Annotated in this window: 22 protein-coding genes and 2 tRNA genes; 20 read left to right on the top strand and 4 right to left on the bottom strand. The window is 62.8% G+C overall.

Translation table 11 applies throughout. The features are described 5' to 3' along the window. Window positions 1-7 precede the first annotated feature (7 nt). A complete protein-coding gene (locus ACEN9F_RS05070; protein ID WP_413418452.1) occupies window positions 8-2,257 on the top strand; it encodes a RelA/SpoT family protein in 2,250 nt (749 codons plus the stop codon). Here the strand turns inward: ACEN9F_RS05070 and gstA are convergent. Continuing rightward, a complete protein-coding gene (gene gstA, locus ACEN9F_RS05065) occupies window positions 2,254-2,853 on the bottom strand; it encodes a glutathione transferase GstA (RefSeq protein ID WP_413418450.1) in 600 nt (199 codons plus the stop codon). The genes ACEN9F_RS05070 and gstA overlap by 4 nt on opposite strands. A 92-nt stretch (window positions 2,854-2,945) precedes the next feature. Between gstA and ACEN9F_RS05060 the strand changes: the two genes are divergently transcribed. After that, window positions 2,946-3,809 (top strand): LysR family transcriptional regulator, encoded by an 864-nt coding sequence (locus ACEN9F_RS05060; protein WP_413418448.1) that lies wholly within the window; start codon window positions 2,946-2,948, stop codon window positions 3,807-3,809. On the opposite strand, the gene ACEN9F_RS05055 is transcribed toward ACEN9F_RS05060, so the two are convergent. Together ACEN9F_RS05055 and ACEN9F_RS05050 are read right to left on the bottom strand one after the other, a co-directional pair. Continuing rightward, a complete protein-coding gene (locus tag ACEN9F_RS05055; RefSeq protein ID WP_413418446.1) occupies window positions 3,804-4,448 on the bottom strand; it encodes a CatA-like O-acetyltransferase in 645 nt (214 codons plus the stop codon). The two genes, ACEN9F_RS05060 and ACEN9F_RS05055, sit on opposite strands and share 6 nt — an antisense overlap. A gap of 27 nt (window positions 4,449-4,475) precedes the next feature. After that, window positions 4,476-5,411 carry a cation diffusion facilitator family transporter gene (locus ACEN9F_RS05050; RefSeq protein WP_413418444.1) on the bottom strand — a complete coding sequence of 312 codons (936 nt, stop codon included), beginning with the start codon at window positions 5,409-5,411 and terminating at the stop codon, window positions 4,476-4,478. Between the two features lie 140 nt (window positions 5,412-5,551). On the opposite strand from ACEN9F_RS05050, the gene ACEN9F_RS05045 reads away from it, so the two are divergent. The 12 genes from ACEN9F_RS05045 (at window position 5,552) to ACEN9F_RS04990 (ending at window position 16,327) form a co-directional block, all read left to right on the top strand. After that, a tRNA-Val gene (locus ACEN9F_RS05045) sits at window positions 5,552-5,628 on the top strand. Between the two features lie 46 nt (window positions 5,629-5,674). After that, window positions 5,675-5,751, top strand: a tRNA-Val gene (locus ACEN9F_RS05040). 206 nt (window positions 5,752-5,957) lie between these two features. Next, complete coding sequence (gene thrS, locus ACEN9F_RS05035) at window positions 5,958-7,865, top strand: threonine--tRNA ligase (protein ID WP_413418442.1); 1,908 nt, start codon at window positions 5,958-5,960, stop codon at window positions 7,863-7,865. A gap of 20 nt (window positions 7,866-7,885) precedes the next feature. Continuing rightward, a complete protein-coding gene (gene infC, locus ACEN9F_RS05030) occupies window positions 7,886-8,425 on the top strand; it encodes a translation initiation factor IF-3 (RefSeq protein ID WP_071658961.1) in 540 nt (179 codons plus the stop codon). 213 nt (window positions 8,426-8,638) lie between these two features. Then, window positions 8,639-8,836 (top strand): 50S ribosomal protein L35, encoded by a 198-nt coding sequence (gene rpmI / locus ACEN9F_RS05025; RefSeq protein WP_363496604.1) that lies wholly within the window; start codon window positions 8,639-8,641, stop codon window positions 8,834-8,836. Between the two features lie 26 nt (window positions 8,837-8,862). Further along, on the top strand, window positions 8,863-9,222 hold the full coding sequence (gene rplT / locus ACEN9F_RS05020; protein WP_056156032.1) for a 50S ribosomal protein L20: 360 nt from the start codon (window positions 8,863-8,865) through the stop codon (window positions 9,220-9,222). Between the two features lie 109 nt (window positions 9,223-9,331). Further along, window positions 9,332-10,351 (top strand): phenylalanine--tRNA ligase subunit alpha, encoded by a 1,020-nt coding sequence (pheS, locus tag ACEN9F_RS05015; protein ID WP_413418439.1) that lies wholly within the window; start codon window positions 9,332-9,334, stop codon window positions 10,349-10,351. A gap of 124 nt (window positions 10,352-10,475) precedes the next feature. Continuing rightward, on the top strand, window positions 10,476-12,902 hold the full coding sequence (gene pheT, locus ACEN9F_RS05010) for a phenylalanine--tRNA ligase subunit beta (protein ID WP_413418437.1): 2,427 nt from the start codon (window positions 10,476-10,478) through the stop codon (window positions 12,900-12,902). Window positions 12,903-13,054: 152 nt separating this feature from the next. Next, window positions 13,055-13,402 carry an integration host factor subunit alpha gene (locus ACEN9F_RS05005; RefSeq protein WP_019919772.1) on the top strand — a complete coding sequence of 116 codons (348 nt, stop codon included), beginning with the start codon at window positions 13,055-13,057 and terminating at the stop codon, window positions 13,400-13,402. A gap of 17 nt (window positions 13,403-13,419) precedes the next feature. Next, complete coding sequence (locus tag ACEN9F_RS05000) at window positions 13,420-13,836, top strand: MerR family transcriptional regulator (RefSeq protein ID WP_413418435.1); 417 nt, start codon at window positions 13,420-13,422, stop codon at window positions 13,834-13,836. A gap of 133 nt (window positions 13,837-13,969) precedes the next feature. Continuing rightward, complete coding sequence (locus tag ACEN9F_RS04995; RefSeq protein WP_092271760.1) at window positions 13,970-14,602, top strand: response regulator transcription factor; 633 nt, start codon at window positions 13,970-13,972, stop codon at window positions 14,600-14,602. Between the two features lie 117 nt (window positions 14,603-14,719). After that, window positions 14,720-16,327 (top strand): CHASE3 domain-containing protein, encoded by a 1,608-nt coding sequence (locus ACEN9F_RS04990; protein ID WP_413418432.1) that lies wholly within the window; start codon window positions 14,720-14,722, stop codon window positions 16,325-16,327. Here ACEN9F_RS04990 and ACEN9F_RS04985 read toward each other — a convergent pair. Beyond that, window positions 16,224-17,033 (bottom strand): Crp/Fnr family transcriptional regulator, encoded by an 810-nt coding sequence (locus ACEN9F_RS04985; RefSeq protein ID WP_413418430.1) that lies wholly within the window; start codon window positions 17,031-17,033, stop codon window positions 16,224-16,226. The genes ACEN9F_RS04990 and ACEN9F_RS04985 overlap by 104 nt on opposite strands. Window positions 17,034-17,260: 227 nt before the next feature. Here ACEN9F_RS04985 and ACEN9F_RS04980 point away from each other — a divergent pair, with 227 nt between their 5' ends. From ACEN9F_RS04980 to ACEN9F_RS04955, 6 genes are all read left to right on the top strand, one after another. After that, entirely contained in the window at window positions 17,261-17,941 is a 681-nt protein-coding gene (locus ACEN9F_RS04980; RefSeq protein WP_413418428.1) for a response regulator transcription factor, read from the top strand. Then, window positions 17,934-18,974: a sensor histidine kinase gene (locus ACEN9F_RS04975; protein ID WP_413418426.1), complete on the top strand. Its 1,041-nt coding sequence runs from the start codon at window positions 17,934-17,936 to the stop codon at window positions 18,972-18,974. Before ACEN9F_RS04980 ends, ACEN9F_RS04975 begins: the two co-directional genes overlap by 8 nt. A 109-nt stretch (window positions 18,975-19,083) precedes the next feature. Then, window positions 19,084-19,509, top strand: a complete 426-nt coding sequence (locus ACEN9F_RS04970; RefSeq protein WP_413418424.1) for a type IV pilin protein — start codon at window positions 19,084-19,086, stop codon at window positions 19,507-19,509. Next, a complete protein-coding gene (locus ACEN9F_RS04965; protein WP_413418422.1) occupies window positions 19,497-20,150 on the top strand; it encodes a Tfp pilus assembly protein FimT/FimU in 654 nt (217 codons plus the stop codon). The genes ACEN9F_RS04970 and ACEN9F_RS04965 overlap by 13 nt, the downstream gene beginning before the upstream one ends. Further along, window positions 20,147-20,584 carry a type IV pilus modification PilV family protein gene (locus ACEN9F_RS04960; protein ID WP_413418420.1) on the top strand — a complete coding sequence of 146 codons (438 nt, stop codon included), beginning with the start codon at window positions 20,147-20,149 and terminating at the stop codon, window positions 20,582-20,584. Before ACEN9F_RS04965 ends, ACEN9F_RS04960 begins: the two co-directional genes overlap by 4 nt. Before the next feature lie 13 nt (window positions 20,585-20,597). Then, the gene (locus ACEN9F_RS04955) at window positions 20,598-21,812 is read left to right on the top strand and encodes a PilW family protein (RefSeq protein WP_413418418.1); all 1,215 of its coding nucleotides are present in this window, start codon (window positions 20,598-20,600) and stop codon (window positions 21,810-21,812) included. Window positions 21,813-21,814: the final 2 nt, after the last annotated feature.

The raw sequence follows: 21,814 nt of genomic DNA, 5'->3' as shown, positions 1-21,814 counted from the left end.
GGGCATCATGGTTTCCATCACCGCGCTTAACAGCGCAACGTCCGAGCAGCTGGTCCAGGGCCTGACGCCCGACGACGGCGCGCGCATGCTGTCCGCGCTGGACTTCGCCAGCACCGCCTATGGCGACAAGGTCGGCACCAGCGGCCAGCCGGCGCTGGAATTCTCGGTGGGCGTGGCCGGCACGCTGGCCTTCCTGCGCACCGACGTCGAGACCCGCATCGCCGGCCTGATGTTCGAATTGACCCTGCTGGACACCACGCAGGCGGCCGTCATCGAACCGCGCTTCGGCCAGGAGGTGAGCGACCTGGTGGCCGGCGTGCGCCAGCTGATCCGCCTGCGCGAGCTGACCCAGACGCAAGGCAGCCCGAGCGCGGGGCGCGGCCGCAACGCCGCGCAACTGGCGGTGGCGCAAGTCGAAACGCTGCGCAAGATGCTGCTGGCGATGGCCTCCGACATGCGCGTGGTGCTGGTGCGCCTGGCGTCGTGCGTGACCACCTTGCGCTACTTCGCCGACATCAAGCTGTTCAACGACATGACCTGCGCCTACGGCCGCGAGACGCTGGACCTGTACGCGCCGCTGGCCAACCGGCTGGGGATCTGGCAGCTGAAGTGGGAGCTGGAGGACTTGTCGTTCCGCTTCATCGAGCCGGATACCTACAAGCGCATCGCCAAGATGCTGGAAGAAAAGCGCATGATGCGCGAAGGCTTCGTCACCAACGCCATCGCGCGGCTGCAATCGGAGATGGCCTCGGCCGGCATCCAGGCCGAAGTGTTCGGCCGGCCCAAGCACATCTACTCGATCTGGAGCAAGATGAAGGGCAAGGAGCTGGACTTCACCGACCTGTACGATGTGCGCGCCTTCCGCGTGATCGTGGCCGACGTCAAGACCTGCTACACGGTGCTGGGCGTGGTGCACAACATCTGGACCCCGATTCCGAAGGAATTCGACGACTACATCTCGCGCCCGAAGCCGAACGGCTACCAGTCGCTACACACGGTGGTGACGGCGGAAGACGGCCGGCCGCTGGAAGTGCAGATCCGCACGCAGGAAATGCACAGCTTTGCCGAATACGGCGTGGCCGCGCACTGGCGCTACAAGGAAGAGGGCGGCTCCAACTTCGCGGGCCAGAAGTACGACGAGAAAATCGCCTGGCTGCGCCAGCTGCTGGCGTGGAAGACCGATGTCGCCGATGCGGTGGTCGGGCAGGAAGACCAGCAGCGCGAGTGGGTCGAGAAGCTCAAGGCCGCCGCGCTGGACGACCGCATCTTCGTGCTGACGCCGCAGGCGCGCGTGCTGGAGTTGCCGGTCGGCGCGACGCCGGTGGACTTCGCCTACCACCTGCACAGCGACGTCGGCCACCGCTGCCGCGGCGCCCGCGTGGACGGCGTCATGGTGCCGCTGAATACGCCGCTGAAAAACGGCCAGACCTGCGAAATCATCACGGCCAAGGGTGCGCCGGGCACGGCGGGGCCGTCGCGCGACTGGCTCAGCGACGAGTACACGGTCGCGACCCGCACGCGCTCCAAGATCCGCGCCTGGTTCCACGCGATCGACATGCAGGAAACGCTGTCGCATGGCCGGGCGATGGTGGAGAAATCGCTGCAGCGCGAAGGCAAGACGGCGGTCAACCTGGAAGCGCTGGCCAACAAGTTGGGCTTCGCCAAGGTCGACGATCTGTTCCTGTCGGTGGGCAAGGATGAATTCAGCCTGCGCCAGGTCGAGCATGCTTTGCACGACACGGGCGAGCCGGTCGAGCCGGAGGACGCGGTGGTGCTGGGCAAGAGCCGTGCATCGAGCGTGGAGCAGGGCGCCAAGTCCGGCGTGCTGGTGGTCGGCACCGACGGGCTGATGACGCAGCTGGCCAAGTGCTGCAAGCCGGCGCCGCCGGACGGCATCGTCGGCTTCGTCACGCGCGGCAAGGGCGTGTCGATCCACCGCACCACGTGCAAGAACTTCGCCGAGATGCGCGCCAAGGCGCCGGAGCGGGTGATCGTCACGGAATGGGGGCGTGCCGGGTCGGATACGGTGTACCCGGTCGACATCTTCATTCTGGCGGGCGACCGCCAGGGCCTGCTGCGCGATATTTCCGAGATCTTCTCGCGCGAGAAGATCAACGTCATCGGCGTCAACACGCAAAGCGCCAAGGGCTTCGCGCGCATGACCTTTACGGCAGAAATCGGCGCCACGGCGCAACTGCAAAAAGCCCTGAACGCCATCACCGAGGTGAGCGGCGTCCAGGAAGCGCGCCGCGCTTAAGCTTCCGCCAGCATCGCGGCCCGCACCGAGGGGCGGGCTGCGATGCGTTTCTCATAGGCCGCCACGGCCGGCCAGTTGTTCAGGTCTATCGCAAGGAATGTAAACCAGCCAAGGACTGTGTACAGGTAGGCGTCGGCGACGCTGAAGCAGGCGCCCAGCAGATGGTCTTGTTGTTGCAGCGTGCTTTCCAGCAGCGCCATGCGGCGCTGGAGCTTGTCGCGGAAGATGGTGTGCGCCGCTTCCGGCAAGGCCTTGTTGAACAGCGGTGCGGCGCCGGCGTGGATTTCGCTGGTAATGAAGTTCAGCCACTCCTGCAGCCGCACGCGCTGCCAGCTGCCTGGCGGCGGCGCCAACTGCGCTTCCGGTTTCAAATCCGCCAGGTATTGCACGATGGCCGGTCCTTCGGTCAGCACTTCTCCATTATCCAGTTCCAGCGCCGCGACATAGCCTTTCGGGTTGATGTTGCGGAAGTCGCGGCCGTCGGCGGTCAGCTTGGTTTGATTATCGACCCTTACCAATTCATGCGCCAGCCCCAACTCTTGCAGCACGATATGCGGGGAGAGCGAGCAGGTGTGCGGTGCGAAATATAGCTTCATGACAGATTCCCGTAAAAGATGAGCCCTTACTGTAGGCATCCGGTTATCGGCTGTAAAATTAATGCTCCATGATCCAGGTAGTAGATTTTCTAATGATGAATTTGACCCATTGGCGTTTGCTGGTAGCGGTGGCGGATGCACGCAACATTTCGCGGGCGGCGGAGCAGGTCGGCATCACGCAGTCCGGCGCCAGCCAGGCGGTCGCGCAAATTGAGGCCTCACTCGGGGCGCAACTGTTCATCCGCGAACGACGCGATATCGGCATCACCGCGTTTGGCGAGCAAGTGCTGCTGCATGCGCGTGCGATGCTGGCGCAGTTCGATGCGATCCGTGTGCTGGCCGATTCGGCACAGGGCTTGCATGCCGGCCGGATCCGTCTGGCGTGCTTCCCATCGGTGCTGGCGAGGGTGCTGCCGTCTTTGCTGTCCGCCTTCAAGCGCCGCCATCCCGGCGTCGACGTGGTTGCGCTGGAGGGGACGGATGAGGAAGTGGAGGAGTGGCTGGCGGAAGACACGATAGAGCTGGGCGTGGTGCTGAATCCGGCGCCGGAGCGGCAAGCCATCGTCATCGGCCGCGATGCATGGGTGGCCGTCGTGCCGGTCAATCATCCGCTGGGCCGCCGATCCAGCGAACAAGGCGTGGCGTTGAGTGAACTGGTTGACGAACCATTCGTGCTGGCGACCGGCGGCTGCTCGATTCACGCGCAGAGCCTGGCCGGGCAGGTCGGCCTGCAATTGAGCGATATCCGCGTCACGGTGCGCGATCTGGCGAGTGCCGCGGTGCTGGTGAGGGAAGGGCTGGGCGTCGCCGTCATTCCGGAGTCGGCGCTGCCCGACGACCAGCGCGGGCTGCGTGTGATGCAGCTGCAGCCGCGCGCGTACCGGGAGTTTGGACTGGTGTGCTCGCGGGCCGGGCGCGACTCCGCTGCGGTACAGGCTTTCCTGCGGGAGTTATGACGCCATCGTTTGCGCGATGCGTGCGCCGATCGCTTCGGCCAGCAGGTGCACGTGGTAGCCGTCGACGAAGCCGTGGTGGGCCTGCACCGACATGGTCATCGCCAGCTTGCCATCGGCGCGCGGCTCGCTGAAGCGGCCCCAGGCCAGCGAGGGGATGTCGTAGCTCTTGTGTTCGTAGATCGGATGCTCGATCGAGGCCAGTTTCAGCCACGGCATGCAGGTGATGTGGATGTTGCGCCGCTGGTCGTATTCGCTGAGGGCTTCGCTGGTGTTGATGATCTTCGTGCTGGCTTCAGCGATCTGCTTGGACGCCACGCTGCGCGCAATGAACTCGTTTAGATCCGACGACATCTCAAAGCGCGCAAAGTTCAGGTTCTGGTCCTGATTGATGACGGTATATGACGCCATGAAGTCCTCGATCTTGATGACCTCGCCCCGGTGGACGCGGTACATATAATTATCGATGCCCTTGATCGCATGCAGCACGTGATACAGGAAGAAATGGAACGGCGGCAGCTGGTGTTGCTTGCAGTAGGGGCGGAAATCCGGCACGGTCAATTCAAAGCTCAGATTGACCAGTGGGTTTTCAAACGACGCAAAAGCATTGTATCGGTCGCGGCGTTTTTCAAAATTATGCATGTGAAGCCTGGTTAGGTGAATTAAGTGTCATGCCTGCGCCTGCGCCGCCACTTCCGCCTGCAGTGTGATGTGGTCGATGCCGTGCTTTTCCAGCAGCATGGCTTTGATCGCGTGCAGGATGTCGGGCCAGCGGCCGAGATCGATGATCTCCACGTGGCCGATCAGCGCCGGCTGGCCGGGCGACATATCCCAGACGTGCAGGTCGTGCACCGAGCAGACGCCGTCTATCCTTTCCAGATCCTCGCCGACCTTCAGGTAATCAATCTGGTCCGGCACGCCTTCCATCAGGAAGTGATAGGACTCGCGCAGCACGCTGATGGTGGATTTTAAAATCAGCAACGCGACAAACAGCGACAGCAGCGGGTCGATCTGCATCCAGCCGGTGAAGTAGATGACGGCGCCGGCCACCAGCGCAGCGACCGAGCCGAGCAAGTCGCCGATCACATTGACCAGCGCGGCGCGCGTGTTCATGTTGCTGTCGCCGCGCGACAATATATAAGCCAGCACCAGGTTGATGAGCAGGCCGATGCCGGCCACCACGAACACGGTCGCGCCTTGTACTTCCTCGGGCTGCGAGAAGCGCTGCACCGCTTCAAAGCCGATCCAGCCGACCAGCAGCAACAGCACCAGGCTGTTGACGAAGGCGGCCAGCGCTTCGGCGCGCCCGAAGCCGAACGAGTGGCGCGCCGACGGCGGGCGCTTGGCGATCAGCTGCGCCAGCAAGGCCAGGCCCAGCGCGGCGGCGTCGGTGACCATGTGGCCGGCGTCCGAGATCAGCGCCAGCGAATTGGACATGAAACCGGTGACGACTTCGACCACCGCGAAGCCCAGGGTCAGCGCCAGCGACCACGCCAGCACCGATTGGCTGCGCTGGACCGTGTAGTGCGCGTGCTTGGCGTCGCCGTCGCGATGTTCGTGCAAATGGGCGGAGGGCGAGGGCTGGACTGGGGTTTCGGCTTGCATGGGCTTCTTATTGGGTGGCGATGCCTGTAGTTTAATGTATGCCGGGCAAGGCCGCTTTGCATCGTCATAGTGCATTTTGTAAATGTTTCCTATGAATGCCCTTGTTTTTCTCCAAATCGCTCTCTATAATGCTGGTCTTCGGGCGGTTAGTTCAGCTGGTTAGAATACTTGGTCGACATCCAAGGGGTCGGGGATTCGAATTCCTCACCGCCCACCAGATTACGTAGTAAAGCGGTAAAGGCAGTAAAATTGAGCAGTACCACGGGCGGTTAGTTCAGCTGGTTAGAATACTTGGTCGACATCCAAGGGGTCGGGGATTCGAATTCCTCACCGCCCACCAGAACATATGTAAGAGCGAGAAAGGCAATCCGGTTATGACACCGCGAACTACTACCAAGCTTTGGGAGTGACGCTAGTCGATCGGGATTCTTTTTGCTCAAAAAAAGAGAAAACGCGGCTAGCCCGCGTTTTTTTTCGTCCGCGTTTTTGTTTCATCTAAACTATTGTTGTACTACACCTGGCCCCTGTGCCGATATGGAGATCGCTATGCTTTCAGTTCGCCTTCCTGATGGTTCTGCCCGTGAATTCGACGGCCCAGTCACCGTTGCTCAAGTGGCGACCAGCATCGCTACCAGCCTGGGCAAAGCCGCACTGGCCGGCAAGGTTGATGGCAAAGTGGTGGATACCTCTTTCCTGATCGAGAAAGATTCCGACCTGGCCATCATCACCGACAAGGACCCGGAGGGCCTGGACGTGATCCGCCATTCGACCGCCCACTTGCTGGCCTACGCCGTCAAGGAGCTGTTCCCCGACGCGCAAGTGACCATCGGCCCGGTCATCGAAAACGGTTTCTACTACGACTTCTCGTACAAGCGCCCGTTCACGCCTGACGACCTGGTCGCGATCGAAAAGAAAATGGCCGAGCTGGCCAAGAAGGACGAGCCGGTCACCCGCAAGGTGTTGCCGCGCGACGAGGCCGTGGCCTACTTCAAGTCGATCGGCGAAGCCTACAAGGCCGAGATCATCGCGTCGATTCCTGCCGACCAGGATGTGTCGCTGTACTCGGAAGGCAATTTCACCGACTTGTGCCGCGGCCCGCACGTGCCATCGACCGGCAAGCTGAAAGTATTCAAGCTGATGAAGCTGGCCGGCGCCTACTGGCGCGGCGACAGCAAGAACGAAATGCTGCAGCGTGTCTACGGCACCGCCTGGACCAAGAAGGAAGACCAGGAGCAGTACCTGTTCCAACTGGAAGAGGCGGAAAAGCGCGACCACCGCAAGCTGGGCAAGCAGCTGGACTTCTTCCACTTCCAGGACGAGGCGCCGGGTCTGGTGTTCTGGCATCCGAAGGGCTGGACCATCTGGCAGCAGGTCGAGCAGTACATGCGCAACAAGTACCAGGTGAATGGCTATCAGGAAGTCAAGGCGCCGCAGATCCTGGACTCCAGCCTGTGGGGCAAGACCGGCCACTGGGACAACTACCGCGAAAACATGTTCGTGACCGAGTCGGAAAACCGCTCCTACGCGCTGAAGCCGATGAACTGCCCGGGCCACGTGCAGATCTTCAACAGCAATATGCGCAGCTACCGCGACCTGCCGCTGCGCTACGGCGAGTTCGGCCAGTGCCACCGCAACGAGCCTTCGGGCGCGCTGCACGGCATCATGCGCGTGCGCGGCTTTACCCAGGATGACGGCCACATCTTCTGCACCGAAGAGCAGATCGAGCCGGAAGTCGTGTCTTTCCATACGCAAGCGATGGAAGTCTACAAGGACTTCGACTTCCACAACATCGACGTCAAGCTGGCGCTGCGCCCGGACAACCGCATCGGCACCGACGAAGTCTGGGACGAGGCCGAGGACGCGCTGCGTTCCGGCCTGCGCGCCTGCGGCGTGACCTGGACCGAATTGCCGGGCGAGGGCGCGTTCTACGGTCCGAAGATCGAATACCACCTGAAGGATTCGCTGGGCCGCCCATGGCAGGTCGGCACCATGCAGGTCGACTTCTTCATGCCGGAGCGCCTCGGCGCGGAATATGTCGCGGCCGACAACAGCCGCCAGGTGCCGGTCATGCTGCACCGTGCGATCGTCGGCTCGATGGAGCGCTTCATCGGCATCCTGATCGAAAACTATGCGGGCGCGCTGCCGGCATGGCTGGCGCCGGTGCAAGTTTCGGTGCTGAACATCTCCGATGCGCAGGCCGAATATGTGGCGCAAGTGGCTGAAAAGCTGCGCCGGAGCGGGTTCCGCGTGCAGACCGATTTGCGCAACGAGAAAATAACCTATAAAATACGCGAACATTCCGTCCAAAAACTGCCCTACATCCTTGTGGTTGGCGATAAAGAGCGGGATGCCAACACCGTCGCCGTGCGGGCACGGGGTAATGTCGATTTGGGCGTCATGTCCGTCGATGCCCTGATAGAGCGACTCCAGCAAGACGTCGCCAATAAAGCCTGATCGCACTGGCCTTTCATTAGATTTTAAAAGGAATCACCATAGCTACTGACAAGTCGCATCGCATCAATGGCGAAATCACTGCCCCTGAAATGCGTTTATCCGGGGTCGATAACGAGCCGCTCGGTATCGTGAGTTTGGCCGAAGCCTTCCGCCTGGCGGAAGAAGCAAACGTCGACCTGGTCGAGATCGCGCCTACCGCGGTCCCGCCGGTCTGCCGTTTGATGGACTACGGCAAGTTCAAGTATTCGGAGCAGAAGAAGGCTCACGAAGCGAAATTGAAGCAGAAAATCATCGCCGTGAAGGAAGTCAAGTTCCGTCCGGGTACCGATGACGGCGACTACAATATCAAGCTGCGCAACCTCATCAAGTTCCTCGATGAAGGCGATAAAACCAAGATCACGCTGCGTTTCCGCGGCCGTGAGATGGCGCACCAGGATATTGGCTTCCGCATGCTGGAACGCCTGAAGGCCGACCTGGAGCCGTATGGCCAGGTTGAGCAGTTCCCGAAGATGGAAGGCCGCCAGATGATTATGGTGCTGTCTCCTAAGAAGAAAAAGTAAGTTGCTTAACTTGCAAGCTAAAGCGGGCGCCTCCGGGCGCCCGCTTTATTTTTCGTGCAGATTTGCTGTAAGTCGGCTATAATCGCCGGCTGTAGTAAATGTAGTGGACTCGCATCTGCTGCAAAAACAAGTGAGAGCAGGCATCTAAGCGCAGCGTAGTGTTGCCACCTGTAATCCTGTTTGATATGGAGCTACCCAAAAGGGTAGATTGCTATGCCAAAAATGAAAACCAAAAGCTCCGCGAAGAAACGTTTTCGCGTGCGTCCAGGTGGTACCGTTAAGAGTGGTCACGCTTTCAAGCGTCACATTCTGACCAAGAAGACCACCAAATCGAAGCGCCAACTGCGCGGTATCACGAACGTTGATGCGTCTGACGTGAAATCCGTCCTGCGCATGATGCCAACCGCTTAATCTCACACTCAATTTAAGGAGTTACTATGCCTAGAGTAAAACGTGGGGTTACAGCTCGTGCCCGTCATAAAAAAGTATTAAACCTGGCCAAAGGCTACCGCGGTCGTCGTAGCAAGGTATACCGTATTGCCAAGCAAGCAGTGATGCGCGCTGGCCAGTACGCTTACCGCGACCGTCGTAACAAGAAGCGCGTCTTCCGCCGCCTGTGGATCGCTCGTATCAACGCTGCTTCCCGTGAGCATGGCGTTACCTACAGCGTCTTCATGAATGGTCTGAAGAAAGCTGCTATCGAACTGGACCGTAAAGTCCTGGCCGATATGGCTGTGATGGACAAGCCAGCGTTCGCTGCGATTGTCAACGTCGTGAAAGCAAAAATCGCTGCTTAATGCATTGATTTACGATACGTCCGCGCGCTGCTGCTAGCGCGCCGGCGGCAAAGAACGGGGCAAAGGTTGATACCTGTGCCCCGTTTTTGATTGAGGATAAGAAAAACGCATGGACTCCCTGGAACAACTCGTCGCCTCAGCAGTGCAGGATTTCATGGCCGCGCAAGATGACGCCGCCGCACTGGAAAATGCCAAAGCAAAATATCTGGGCAAGACCGGCCAGATCACCGAATTGATGAAGGGCCTGGGCAAGCTCGACCCTGAAGCGCGCAAGGCGCAGGGCGCGCTGATCAACGCCGCCAAGGGCCGGATCGAAGCCGCGCTGACGGCCCGGCGCGACGCGCTGGCCGAAGCCCAGCTGCAGACACGTTTGAACGCCGAGGCCATCGATGTCTCGCTGCCTGGCCGCGGACGCGCCGGCGGCGGCATCCACCCGGTGATGCGCACCTGGGAACGCGTGGAAGAGATCTTCCGCTCCATCGGTTTCGACGTGGCCGACGGCCCGGAAATCGAAAATGACTGGACCAACTTCACCGCACTGAACAGCCCGGAAAACCATCCGGCGCGTTCGATGCAGGACACCTTCTACATCGAAGGCAACGACAGCGAAGGCAAGCCGCTGCTGCTGCGCACGCATACCTCGCCGATGCAGGTGCGCTATGCCCGTAGCCACACGCCGCCGATCAAGGTGATCGCGCCGGGCCGCACCTACCGCGTCGACAGCGACGCCACCCACTCGCCGATGTTCCACCAGGTCGAAGGCCTGTGGATCGCCGAGAACATCAGCTTTGCCGACCTCAAGGGCGTGTACCTGAACTTCGTCAAGGCCTTCTTCGAGACCGACGACCTGCAGGTGCGCTTCCGTCCGTCGTACTTCCCGTTCACCGAACCGTCGGCCGAGATCGACATCGCCTTCGGTTCCGGTCCGCTGAAGGGCCGCTGGCTGGAAGTGTCCGGCTCGGGCCAGGTGCACCCGTCGGTGGTGCGCAACTTCGGCCTGGATCCGGAAAAGTACATCGGCTTCGCCTTCGGTTCCGGCCTCGAGCGCCTGACCATGCTGCGCTACGGGATCAACGACCTGCGCCTGTTCTACGAAGGCGACCTGCGTTTCCTGAAGCAGTTCAACTAATACGAGACCCCGGCACCGTCATTCCCGCGCAGGCGGGAATCCATAGAACGCAGGCTCCGCCGCTTCCGCATGGATGCTCGCTTTCGCGGGAACGACGGGCTAGCGATAACTAGAAAGCTTGATTATGCAATTCTCCGAAAACTGGCTCCGTACCATGGTCGATCCGAAGATGACTTCGGACGAACTGGCCCACCTGCTGACGATGTCCGGCCTGGAAGTGGAAGAAGTCGAAGCCGTGGCGCCGCCATTCTCCAACGTGGTCGTCGGCCATGTGCGCGAAATCGCCAAGCATCCGAACGCCGACCGCTTGAACGTTTGCCAGGTCGACGTCGGCACCGGCACCTTGCTCAACATCGTCTGCGGCGCGCCCAACGTGCGCCCGGGCCTGAAAGTCGTGTGCGCGATGGCCGGCGCCGTGCTGCCGCCTGGCGCCGATGGCAAGCCGTTTGAAATCAAGGTTGGCCAGCTGCGCGGCGTCGAGTCGCAGGGCATGCTGTGCTCGGCCAAGGAACTGAAGCTGTCGGAAGAGGGCAGCGGCCTGATGGAGCTGCCGGACGATGCGCCGGTCGGCAAGAATTTCCGCGACTACTATGCGCTCAACGACCTCAAGTTCACCATCAAGCTGACCCCGAACAAGGCGGACTGCCTGTCGGTGCTGGGCGTGGCGCGCGAAGTATCGGCGCTGACTGGCGTGGCGCTGACCGTGCCGTCGTTCCGTGCGGTCGCCGTCAACAGCGCCGAAGTGCTGCCGGTGAAGATCTCGGCGCCGGACCTGTGCGGCCGTTTCTCCGGCCGCGTGATCCGCAACCTGAACGCCAAGGCCGCCACGCCGGACTGGATGAAGCAGCGCCTCGAGCGCAGCGGCCAGCGCTCGGTGTCGGCGCTGGTGGACATCTCCAACTATGTGATGCTGGAGCTGGGCCGTCCTACCCACGTGTTCGACCTGGCCAAGATCCATGGCGGCCTGAATGTCCGCTGGGGCAAGCAGGGCGAATCGCTCAAGCTCTTGAACGGCAACACCGTTGATGTCGACGAATGGGTCGGCGTGATCTCGGACGACAAGGAAATCGAATCGCTGGCCGGCATCATGGGCGGCGACGCCACCGCCGTCTCGCTGGAGACCGAGGCGATCTACCTGGAAGCCGCATTCTGGTGGCCGAACGCCATCCAGGGCCGCGCCCGCAAGTACAACTTCTCGACCGACGCGGCGCACCGCTTCGAACGCGGCGTCGACTACGCGACCACGGTCGAGCACATCGAGCGCATCACCTCGCTGCTGATCGAAATCTGCGGCACCGCCACCACCCAGGTGGGCCCGGTCGACGACCAGATCGTCAACGTGCCGAAGCGCGAGCCGGTCAAGCTGCGCACCGCGCGCGCGCAGAAGGTCATCGGAGTGGCGCTGGACGACCAGGTCATCGCCGACATCTTCACCCGCCTGGCGCTGCCGTTCAGCCTGGCTGACGGCGTGTTCGCGGTCACGGCGCCGTCGTACCGTTTCGACATCGAGATCGAGGAAGACTTGATCGAGGAAGTCGCGCGCGTCTACGGTTTCGAGAACATCCCGACCGTGGCGCCGGTGGCCGCCAACACGATGATCATCGCGCCGGAAAACACCCGTTCGCTGTTCGCGGTGCGCCACCAGCTGGCCGACCTGGGCTTCCAGGAAGTGGTCAACATGAGTTTCGTGGAAGCGGCCTGGGAACAGGACTTCGCCGACAACGCCAACCCGATCAAGCTGCAGAACCCGATCGCCAGCCAGATGAGCGTGATGCGCTCGACGCTGATCGGCAGCCTGGTGGCCAATGTGCGCTACAACCTGAACCGCAAGACCAACCGCGTACGCGTGTTCGAAACCGGCGCCATCTACCTGCGCGACGACAGCGTGGCCGACGGCCCACTGACCGTGGGCGGCTACCGCCAGCCGAAGCGCGTGGCGGCGATGGCCTATGGCGGCGCGGCGGACGAGCAGTGGGGCCAGGACAGCCGCGCGGTCGATTTCTTCGACCTCAAGGCCGACCTGGAGCATTTGTTCGCGCCACTGGCGCTGCGGTTCGTCAAGGCCGGGCATCCGGCGCTGCATCCAGGCCGTTCGGCCCATGTGCTGCTGGACGGCGAGGTCATCGGTTTCATCGGTGAATTGCACCCGCGCTGGCTGCAGAAATACGAGCTGCCGCATGCGCCTGTGGTATTCGAGGTCGACGCGGTTGCTTTGCAGCAACGCCCTGTGCCAAAATACGCGGAGATTTCCAAGTTCCCGGGCGCGACCCGCGACCTGGCCGTTGTCGTCAAGCAGGACGTTCCGGTACAGCATTTGCTGGATGCATTTAATGCTGCTGTGCAAGCAAGTCCGCAGGGCAATATCGTGCAAGCCATTGTTTTGTTTGATGAATATCGGGGTAAAGGTTTGGAAGTAGACGAAAAATCGCTTGCTTTCCGCTTTAGCTTGCAAGATACTCAAAACACGCTGCAAGACGATGTGGTGGAAGCCGTGATGGCCGCCGTCGGCGATGCGGCGAAGCAAAAACACGGCGCTCGCCTGCGCACGTAATTGCACTCAATCCGTTTCTTTTTTGATCACTCGGGAGTCCGGCAAAAGCCGGACTCATTCGTTCTTAGATAAGGCAGGGCAGGAAAATTAATAACAACGACGTTGATTCCGCCGTACTCCAATCCGCATTGGCTGCCGATTTGCACCGGGCCATGCAGGTTGCCAAAGTACGCCAGGATGCAGAAAAAGATTTGCCTACGCTGACCAAGGCGGAGCTGGCCGAACTGTTGTTCGAGCAGGTCGGCCTGAACAAGCGCGAGGCCAAGGACATGGTGGAGACCTTCTTCGACGAGATCCGCAATGCGCTGGAGCGCGGCGAGGCCGTCAAGCTGTCCGGTTTCGGCAACTTCCAGCTGCGCGACAAGCCGCAGCGCCCGGGCCGCAACCCGAAGACCGGCGAAGAAATCCCGATCACGGCGCGGCGCGTCGTGACTTTCCATGCCAGCCAAAAACTCAAGGGCATGGTCGAAGAGAGCAATCCGATGGCGCGCGCCGCCTGAGTGGGAGCTGAGCTGTGATGAACGATCGTCTCGCCAAGTCCGAACTGGTCGTCCTGCCGCCGATACCGGCCAAACGCTACTTCACCATCGGCGAGGTCAGCGAGCTGTGCGGCGTGAAGCCCCATGTGCTGCGCTATTGGGAGCAGGAGTTCACGCAGCTCAAGCCGGTCAAACGGCGCGGCAACCGCCGCTACTACCAGCACCACGAAGTGCTGCTGATACGCCGCATCCGCGAACTGCTGTACGAGCAGGGCTTCACCATCAGCGGCGCCCGCAATAAACTGGACAGCCGTGCCTACGATGGCGCCGCCGCGGAGTATGATGGCGGATCGGCTGTCAACGGCGCGCGGGCGTCGGCCGTTGCTGCTCCGTTGGATCGCGAAATGATACGCGGCGAGCTACTGTCCATCCTGCGCCTGCTGCAGCCGGAGTAGGAGCGCGCACTGCTGCGCAAAGCGCGGCTGGCTGAATGATTGCTGCTATACTTTCAATATTATTTTATTATCAGCGACGCTGATGCGCGGTGGCGTAAGTCCGGGCGTAGGCCGGGCACGACGAGAGGAAACAATGATACGCGTTGCCATTTGTGACGACCATCAAATAGTAAGAGCAGGCTTTAAACAGATTTTTTCATCGTCGGACGATTTCGACGTGGTGGCGGAAGCCGGTACCGGGCGCGAAGCGCTGGACATCGCCCGCCGCGAAATTTGCGACGTACTGCTGCTGGATATCGCCATGCCCGATCAAAGCGGCATCGATACCTTGCGCACCATCCGCCAGGGGCAGCCGGATTTGCCGGTGCTGATCCTGTCCGGCTATCCGGCGCAGCAATATGCGCTGAACCTGTTCAAGATGGGCGCCAACGGTTACCTGAACAAGGAGTGCGAGGCGGACGAGCTGATCACCGCTGTGCGCACCGTGTACCAGGGCCGGCGCTACGTCAGCTCGACCGTCGGCGAGCTGCTGGCGCAAAGTTTCGACCGCGACCCGAACACGGCGCTGCATACCGAGCTGTCGGACCGCGAATTCCAGGTGTTTTTGCGGCTGGCGCGCGGCGCCACGGTGTCCGACATCGGCGTGGCGTTGTCGCTGAGCATCAAAACCGTCAGCACCTACCGCACCCGCATCATGGAAAAAATGGGCATGCAGTCGAATTCCGACCTGACCTATTACGCCATGAAAAATAATCTATTGGATTAATGCAAAGGCGCGCACTCTTGAGGTGCGCGGCTGAGGCGTCTCTTTTCCTTCCGGTCTATAATTTGGCTAGCATGGCCCATCCGCGCCCGGCTTAACCAATGAAGGAAGCTCATCAGGATGTATTTCACCGTCGAAACAGCGCCGCATCATCGCCTGCCGCTGTACAAGACCGTCTTGTGCGTGACCTGTGCGTTGCTGCTGATCGTCAACGGATTCAGCCTGTTTCACAATTTGCAAGCGTTGCGCGGCGCGCAGGTCCTGCTGGGCCAGACTGCGCGCGTCGCCGACCGCCTGCAATACCTGAACGTGCTGGTACTCGATGCCGAGAGCAGCATGCGCAGCTATTTCCTGTCCGGCCGCGATTCCTATCTTGGCCCCACCAAGACCGTGCTGGCCGACTCCGAGATGGAATTCAAGGAGCTGGAAAAGCTGCTGGCCGATAATCCCACGCAACTGAAAAACCTGTCCCAGCTGCAGACGCTGGTGCGCCGCCGCCTCAGCATCATGAGCCAGGCCATCGATGTCTACCGCGAGGGCGGGCTGGAGGAGATCGTCAAGATCGCCAAGCTCAGCGACGATCGCGCCAGCATGGACGAGATCCGCTTGCTGGTGGTCATCATGGAGCAGGAGCAGAACGAAACGCTGGCCGCGCGCAGCGCCATGTTCTACCAGGAGTATCAGAAGGCCGTGCTGCTCGGCATGAGCATCAACGCCGTCGCCATCGTGGTGCTGATCATGTTCTACCAGCTGGTGCGGCGCAGCTTCGCCAACCGCGCGCAGGTCGAGCATGCGCTGCAAAGCGCCAACGAAAACCTCGAATCGACGGTGCAGCAGCGTACCGAGCAACTGTCGGTCTTGTCGCGCCATTTGATTTCCATCAGCGAAGAGGAGAAGGTCAGGTTGTCGCGCGAATTGCACGACGAACTGGGCGCCAACCTGACCTCGATCAGCATGGATATCGCCGCCGTCACCCAGCAGTTGCGCAAGACCCACCCGGAACTGGCCGAGCAGCTCAAGCGCGCGCGCGGCACCCTGGTCGAGACGGTCGAGATGAAGCGCCGCATCGTTGAAAACCTGCGGCCCAGCCTGCTCGACAATTTGGGCCTGTGCGCCGCCATCGAGAGTTATTGCGACGAGTTCAGCCGCTTGGCGCAGGTGCGCTGCGACTGCAATGTCGGCGCCGATATCGAGCACGCCGCGCGCCAGTCGGCCCAGGCCGGCGACCTGTCGATCGCCTTGTTCCGCATCGTGCAGGAATCGCTGACCAATATCCGCAAGTACGCCAAGGCGAGCCGCGTCACCGTCACCCTGAGCCGCGGCGGCGACGGCCTGATGCTGCGCATTATCGATGATGGCATCGGCATCGCCTCCGACACCATCGTCAAGCCCATGTCGCACGGCCTGCTGGGCATGCGCGAACGGGCGTTGCTGCTGGGCGGTTCGTTGACCATCCGCCGCGGCCGCAACGATGCGGGCACCTGCATCGAAGTGGCGATCCCGCTGCGCCTGCGGGACAACCAGGCGCCGCCCGAAGAACGCCGCGCCCCGGTCGCGATGCCGGTGGTGGAAGGTTCGGCGCCATCGCCGACGCCGACCTTGCCGCCCGCCATCAGCGACGTGCTTAGCAGCGTGCTACGTCCAGCAGCAGACGGTCATACTCCGTCTTCGCAACCTTATAGCACTCACCCGCATACGCCTCCAAGCCTGACCGATCAAGCACAGTGATGTTGCCGCGGCGGTAGGTGATCAAGCCTTCCTCCTGCAGCTTGCCGGCGGCGGCGGTGATGCTTTCGCGGCGCACGCCGAGCATGATGGAAATCATTTCCTGGGTCACCTTCAGTTCGTTCGATGGCGAGCGGTCCAGGCGGTCCAGCAGCCAGCGGCACAGCTTTTGTTCGATCGAGCTGTGGCGGCCGCCGACGGCGTTCTGCGCCATCTGCGCGAACAGCGCGGTGTTGTAGCGCATCAGCAGCGCGGGCAGGGCGCCGCCCTGGTTGAAGGCGTCGCGCAGGTGCTGGGCCTTCATGCGGTAGCCGTAGCCGGCCGCCTGCGTGACGGCGCTGCACATGGCGCGTTCGCCGTCGAACAGCGAGACGCCGACCACGCCTTCGTGGCCCACCACGGCGATCTCGGTGGTGGCGCCGTCTTCCATCACATACAGCAGCGAGACGATGGCCGTGGTCGGGAAATACACGTAGTCCATCGCGCCGCCGAACTCGAACAATTCTTTGCCGAAGGGCAGGGTCACCAGCTCCAGGTGATCGAACAGGGATGCCAGTACTTCGCGCGGCAGGGCCGCCAGCAATTCGTTCTGCTGGGTGCCGCTGAAGGTCACAACAGGCCGGGACGCAACTTTGAATTCCTTGGAACCCACCGGCATGCTGCGCGATACGGTGGTTTTGTCGGTTGCGGTACGTTGGGTGTTGTTCATTTGTTTCCTCACAATCTCTGGCTATACACGGTCGCGCAACAGGCCGAAGTGGCTGTTGCGCGTTGGTATAACTTTATGGGCATTGTTAGTTCGCGAACATAAGAGGAGCAGACGCACAAATGTAGGCTTGCAACATGGGGCCTTGTAGTCCTGGTCCTACGCGGCCACTGTTCTTCTCTGAAATGGGCGTGCATAATGCACAAATCCTGACGACGTGGCGCACGAACATGCATGTACTGGTAGTGGAAGACGACGCCGTCCTGGCCGACGGCTTGAGCCGCGTGTTGAGCGGGCACGGCATGGCGGTCGAGGTGGTCGGCAACGGCACCCAGGCCGATGCGCTGCTGCAGCGCGCCGAGCAGACCGAGGTGGTGGTGCTCGACATCGGCCTGCCCGGCATGGACGGCTTCGAGGTCGTGCGGCGCCTGCGCGCGCGCGGCAGCCAGGTGCCGGTGCTGCTGTTGACGGCGCGCGACGCCATCGAGGACCGGGTGCGCGGACTGGAGCTGGGCGCCGACGATTACCTGGTCAAGCCGTTCGCCACCGCCGAGCTGGTGGCGCGGCTGAAGGCGCTGGTCCGGCGCAACACGCCCAAGCCGGCGCTGCTGGCGCTGGGCGACCTGTCGCTGGACGTGGCCGCCAAGCGGGCGCGGGTCGGCGACAAGACCATCGAACTGTCGGTGCGCGAGTGGGCGGTGCTGGAGTACCTGCTGCAGCACGGCGCGCGCGTGGTGTCCAAGCAGCAGATCATCGACGCCATCCTGCCGTGGGGCGACGACCTGACCTTGAACGCGGTGGAAGTGTATATCTCGCGGCTGCGGCTGAAGATCGCCGACGCCGGCGTCTCGATCCGCACCATCCGCGGCTTCGGCTACATGCTGGAACAGACCCCGGCCACCCATGACTAGCATCCGGCTGCGCCTGCTCAAATGGCTGATCGTGCCGGTCTTGCTGATCAACCTGGCCGGCGGCGCGCTGACCTATATGCTGGCCTGGGCGCCGGCCGGCGCGGCCGGCGCCAGCGTCCAGCAGCGCGACCAGATGCGGCAGGCCACGCTGCGCGCGCTGGTGCTGCTGGAAGTGGCGTTGACGGTGGCCTCGGTGGGCCTGGTCTGGTTTTGCGTCAGCAGCGCGCTGCGGCCGCTGAACCGGCTGCGCTCCGGCCTGAACGCGCGCGACGGCGACGACCTGGCGCCGATCGCCGCCGCCGATGTGCCGTATGAACTGGAGCCGGTGGTGTCGGCCTTCAACGGCTTGCTGGACAAGGTGGGCGAGGGCGCCAAGGCGCGCCAGGATTTCCTAGCCAACGTGGCGCACCAGCTGCGCACGCCGCTGGCCGGCCTCAAGACCCAGCTCGAATGGCTGGGCGCGCGCCACGCCGAGCCGGAGACCGCGCATTCGCTCAGGCTGATGCTGTCGGCCACCGAGCGCATGATACGGCAGACCAACCAGCTGCTGGCCCTGGCGCGCGCCGAGCCCAACCACTTCGAGAAGACCCGGCTGGAGCCGCTGGCGCTGAACGCACTGGTGGAGGACGCGATCCAGTCCTTCGTCGACCAGGCATCGCTGAAGTCGATCGACATCGGCTTCGACCTGCAGCCGGTGAGCATCAGCGGCGACCGCTTCCTGCTGCGCGACCTGATCGACAACCTGATCGACAACGCCATCCGCTACACGCCGCCGCACGGCGCGGTCACCGTCAGCTGCCGCCCGGAAGGCATGGACGGCGGCCTGCTGGCCGTCGAGGACAACGGCCCCGGCATCCCGCCGGCCAAACGCGAGCAAGTATTCAACCGCTACGTGCGGCTGGACGACAAGACCCACGGCAGCGGCCTGGGCCTGGCCATCGTGCGCGATATCGCCGCCGTGCACGGCGCGCGATTGTCGATCGCCGACGGCGCCGGCGGCCGCGGCGCCCTGTTTTCTGTGCGGTTTTCCTAGTTATTTGCGGTTTTTCCTGTTTGTCAGGAATTTGTCAGGGTTTCCTCAGGGAAATGCAAGCTTGCCCGGCTACACTCCACCCAACAGATAATATATGGGGAGTGGGACGATGAAACGCACGCAACGAGGCTTTACCCTGATCGAGGTCATGATCACCGTGGCGATCGTCGGCCTGCTGACGGCCGTGGCGGTGCCGGCCTACTCGGATTATGTGGTGCGCAGCCGCCTCAGCGAAGCGTTCACCGCGCTGGGCGGCGCCCAGCCGGCCGCCGAACAGTTCTGGTCCAACCGCCGCACCTACGCCGGTTTCGACAGCACCAACGGCTTTCCCGCCGCCACCATCAACTTCAGCTATGCGCTGAGCAACGCCACCACGTCCAGCTATACCATCACCGCCACCGGCACCGGCAAGATGACCGGCTTTGTCTACACGATCGACCAGAGCGGCACCCGCACCACCACCGGCAGCCCGACCGACTGGGGCACCAGCACCAGCTGCTGGGTCGATCACAAGGGTGGCACATGTTCCAACTGATCCCGTCCCCCGGTCGCCGCGCGCCCGCGCCGGCGGCGGGCTTCACGCTGATCGAACTGCTGGTGACGATCGCCATTTTCGCCATCATGCTGGCGATCGGCATCCCGAACGCCAGCAACTGGCTGCTGGCCAACCGCGCCCGCAGCGCCAGCGAGTTCTACGCCGAAGGCTTTGCGCTGGCGCGGCGCGAGGCCGTGTCGTTTAACACCCTCAGCCGCATCTCGCTGACGCCCAACGTCAACAACGGCCAGCTGGACTGGCAGGTCGACATCTGCTTCGTTTCGCTGGCCACGGCGTGCGGTCCGGACGAGGAGGGCTGGTCCACCACCACCACGCCGGCCGCCAACGACCCGCAGGGCGCGGCCGGCTACCTGTCGGTGTTCCGCGCCGCCGATCCGCTGCCGCCGGTCGAGGTGTTGCAGCCGAGTACGTTACCGTTGAACAGCTCGCAGGTGTATTACACCTCGCTCGGCTGGGTCAACACCAATTTCGCCGCCAACCTGACGCAGCTGCGCCTGGATCCGGCCGCCCGCTACGCCGGCGAAGTGCCGGTGGTGGCGCTCACCATCACGCTGGCCGGCATGCCCAGCAAATGCGATCCGACCCTGCCGGCCAGCGACAACCGGGCCTGTCCGCCATGAAACCCGCGCTGAAACCCTTGTCCGCTGTCCGCCGCCAGGGCGGCGTCGCGCTGCTGGAGGTGATGATCGCCATCGTCATCCTCGGCATCGGCCTGCTGGGCACCATCGGCTTGCAGGCGCGCGCCTATTCGGCGCTGTCGGACGCCGGCATGCGCGCCGAGGCCACGCTGGCCGCCGAAAAACTGATCGGCACCATCAGCGCCGACATTCCGAATGTGCTGGCCTACAACCTGCCGGCGGGCAGCAAGCCGAGCGATCTGCTCGAACCCTGGGTGACCGAAACCCAGACCAATATCCCCGGCGCCGCGCTGTCGGTGAACGTGGTGTCGCAGCCGGCCGCGAACCGCGCGCAGGTCAACATCGTGATCCAGTGGCAGCGCAAGGCCGGCGCCGATCCCAACACCCATCGGGTAACCGCATATGTGGCGATGTGACATGAAGACAGACATGACGAAACCGGCCCGGCGCCGCAGCGGCGGCTTCTCGCTGGTGGAACTGATGGTCAGCGTGGTGATCGGCCTGCTGGCGCTGTTGTTCGCCACCCGCCTGGTCATCAGCGGCGAGGCCAACAAGGACGCCGCGCTGGGCGGTTCCGACTCGATGCAGAACGGCATGCTGGCGCTGTTTTCGCTCAGCGGCGACGCCAGCATCGCCGGCTGGGGCCTGAACGACCGCACCGTGTCCGGCTGCGACACCACGTTCACCGACAAGCGCGGCTACGAGCTGCTGGCGGCCAAGCGCAACGGCGCCGACATCACGCCGCTGGCGGCGGTGGTGATCCAGTCCAACGGCGCCAACCCGGATGTGATTTCGTTCAACAGCGGCACCTCCAACGCCGGCATCGGCTCGACCCTGATGACGGCCGACTACGGCGGCGAGGGCTACGTGGTCGGCGGCGAGCGTTCGCCCTACGGCTACTCGCCCGGCGACGTGCTGGTGGTGGCGCCGCAGGCGCCGGACCGGCCGTGCACGCTGATGCAGATCTCCGGCTTCAGCCCGCCGCCCCTCGACGCCCAGATGACGCTCAGCACCGGCGGCGTCTACCGCTACAACGCCAACGCCAGCATGGTCCAGGCTTATAAGAAAAGCGTCACCTATATGTACAACCTGGGCCAGCCGGACCGGCTGCACTTCCACACCTGGTCGGTCAGCAACGGCATCCTGCTGCTGCGTGCCACCGACCTGGCCGGCGCCGAGCCGGCCGGCGTGTCGGTGGTGGACAACGTGGTGTCGATCAAGGCCCAGTACGGCTTCGATACGCGCCTGGTGTCCGACTGGGACCCCAATCCCGCCGGCAACAGCAAGGACCGCTCCAAGCCCAATCCGATCGGCGGCATGCAGGTCGGGCAGTGGAGCGGCGACATGATCAACGCCGACGGCGACGCCGACACCGGCGGCCTGGGCGACTATCAGCGCATCGCCGCCGTGCGCATCGCCGTGGTGGCGCGCAGCAAGACGGCGGAAAAGCCGGACCGCACCGGCGCCTGCAACGCCACCACCGAGCAGCCGACCGTGTTCGCCACCGCCGCGCCGGCCGGCGTGGCGGCCGTGCCGGTGCAGGTCAACGTCGCGGTGGCTGGCGACACCCTGAGCTGGAAGTGCTACCGCTACCGGGTGTTCGAGACCATCGTGCCCATCCTTAACTCGCAATACAGGCCATGACG

The sequence above is a fragment of the Duganella sp. CT11-25 genome (genome assembly GCF_047302815.1).
GTDB lineage: Bacteria > Pseudomonadota > Gammaproteobacteria > Burkholderiales > Burkholderiaceae_D > Rugamonas.
The sequence above is the reverse complement of the archived record's forward strand: the minus strand, read 5'-3'. Positions and strand labels throughout refer to the sequence as shown.

Bases quoted from the DNA above. Each gene is read 5' to 3' on its own strand.
- gstA (WP_413418450.1), bottom strand. From the start codon at position 2,853: ATGAAGCTATATTTCGCACCGCACACCTGCTCGCTCTCCCCGCATATC.
- ACEN9F_RS04970 (WP_413418424.1), top strand. From the start codon at position 19,084: ATGAAACGCACGCAACGAGGCTTTACCCTGATCGAGGTCATGATCACC.
- rplT (WP_056156032.1), top strand. From the start codon at position 8,863: ATGCCTAGAGTAAAACGTGGGGTTACAGCTCGTGCCCGTCATAAAAAA.
- thrS (WP_413418442.1), top strand. From the start codon at position 5,958: ATGCTTTCAGTTCGCCTTCCTGATGGTTCTGCCCGTGAATTCGACGGC.
- ACEN9F_RS04965 (WP_413418422.1), top strand. From the start codon at position 19,497: ATGTTCCAACTGATCCCGTCCCCCGGTCGCCGCGCGCCCGCGCCGGCG.
- ACEN9F_RS05005 (WP_019919772.1), top strand. From the start codon at position 13,055: ATGCAGGTTGCCAAAGTACGCCAGGATGCAGAAAAAGATTTGCCTACG.
- ACEN9F_RS05060 (WP_413418448.1), top strand. From the start codon at position 2,946: ATGATGAATTTGACCCATTGGCGTTTGCTGGTAGCGGTGGCGGATGCA.
- rpmI (WP_363496604.1), top strand. From the start codon at position 8,639: ATGCCAAAAATGAAAACCAAAAGCTCCGCGAAGAAACGTTTTCGCGTG.
- pheT (WP_413418437.1), top strand. From the start codon at position 10,476: ATGCAATTCTCCGAAAACTGGCTCCGTACCATGGTCGATCCGAAGATG.
- ACEN9F_RS05050 (WP_413418444.1), bottom strand. From the start codon at position 5,411: ATGCAAGCCGAAACCCCAGTCCAGCCCTCGCCCTCCGCCCATTTGCAC.
- ACEN9F_RS04955 (WP_413418418.1), top strand. From the start codon at position 20,598: ATGACGAAACCGGCCCGGCGCCGCAGCGGCGGCTTCTCGCTGGTGGAA.
- pheS (WP_413418439.1), top strand. From the start codon at position 9,332: ATGGACTCCCTGGAACAACTCGTCGCCTCAGCAGTGCAGGATTTCATG.
- ACEN9F_RS04975 (WP_413418426.1), top strand. From the start codon at position 17,934: ATGACTAGCATCCGGCTGCGCCTGCTCAAATGGCTGATCGTGCCGGTC.
- ACEN9F_RS05055 (WP_413418446.1), bottom strand. From the start codon at position 4,448: ATGCATAATTTTGAAAAACGCCGCGACCGATACAATGCTTTTGCGTCG.
- ACEN9F_RS04985 (WP_413418430.1), bottom strand. From the start codon at position 17,033: ATGAACAACACCCAACGTACCGCAACCGACAAAACCACCGTATCGCGC.
- ACEN9F_RS04960 (WP_413418420.1), top strand. From the start codon at position 20,147: ATGAAACCCGCGCTGAAACCCTTGTCCGCTGTCCGCCGCCAGGGCGGC.
- ACEN9F_RS04990 (WP_413418432.1), top strand. From the start codon at position 14,720: ATGTATTTCACCGTCGAAACAGCGCCGCATCATCGCCTGCCGCTGTAC.
- ACEN9F_RS05070 (WP_413418452.1), top strand. From the start codon at position 8: ATGGTTTCCATCACCGCGCTTAACAGCGCAACGTCCGAGCAGCTGGTC.
- ACEN9F_RS04980 (WP_413418428.1), top strand. From the start codon at position 17,261: ATGCATGTACTGGTAGTGGAAGACGACGCCGTCCTGGCCGACGGCTTG.
- ACEN9F_RS04995 (WP_092271760.1), top strand. From the start codon at position 13,970: ATGATACGCGTTGCCATTTGTGACGACCATCAAATAGTAAGAGCAGGC.
- ACEN9F_RS05000 (WP_413418435.1), top strand. From the start codon at position 13,420: ATGAACGATCGTCTCGCCAAGTCCGAACTGGTCGTCCTGCCGCCGATA.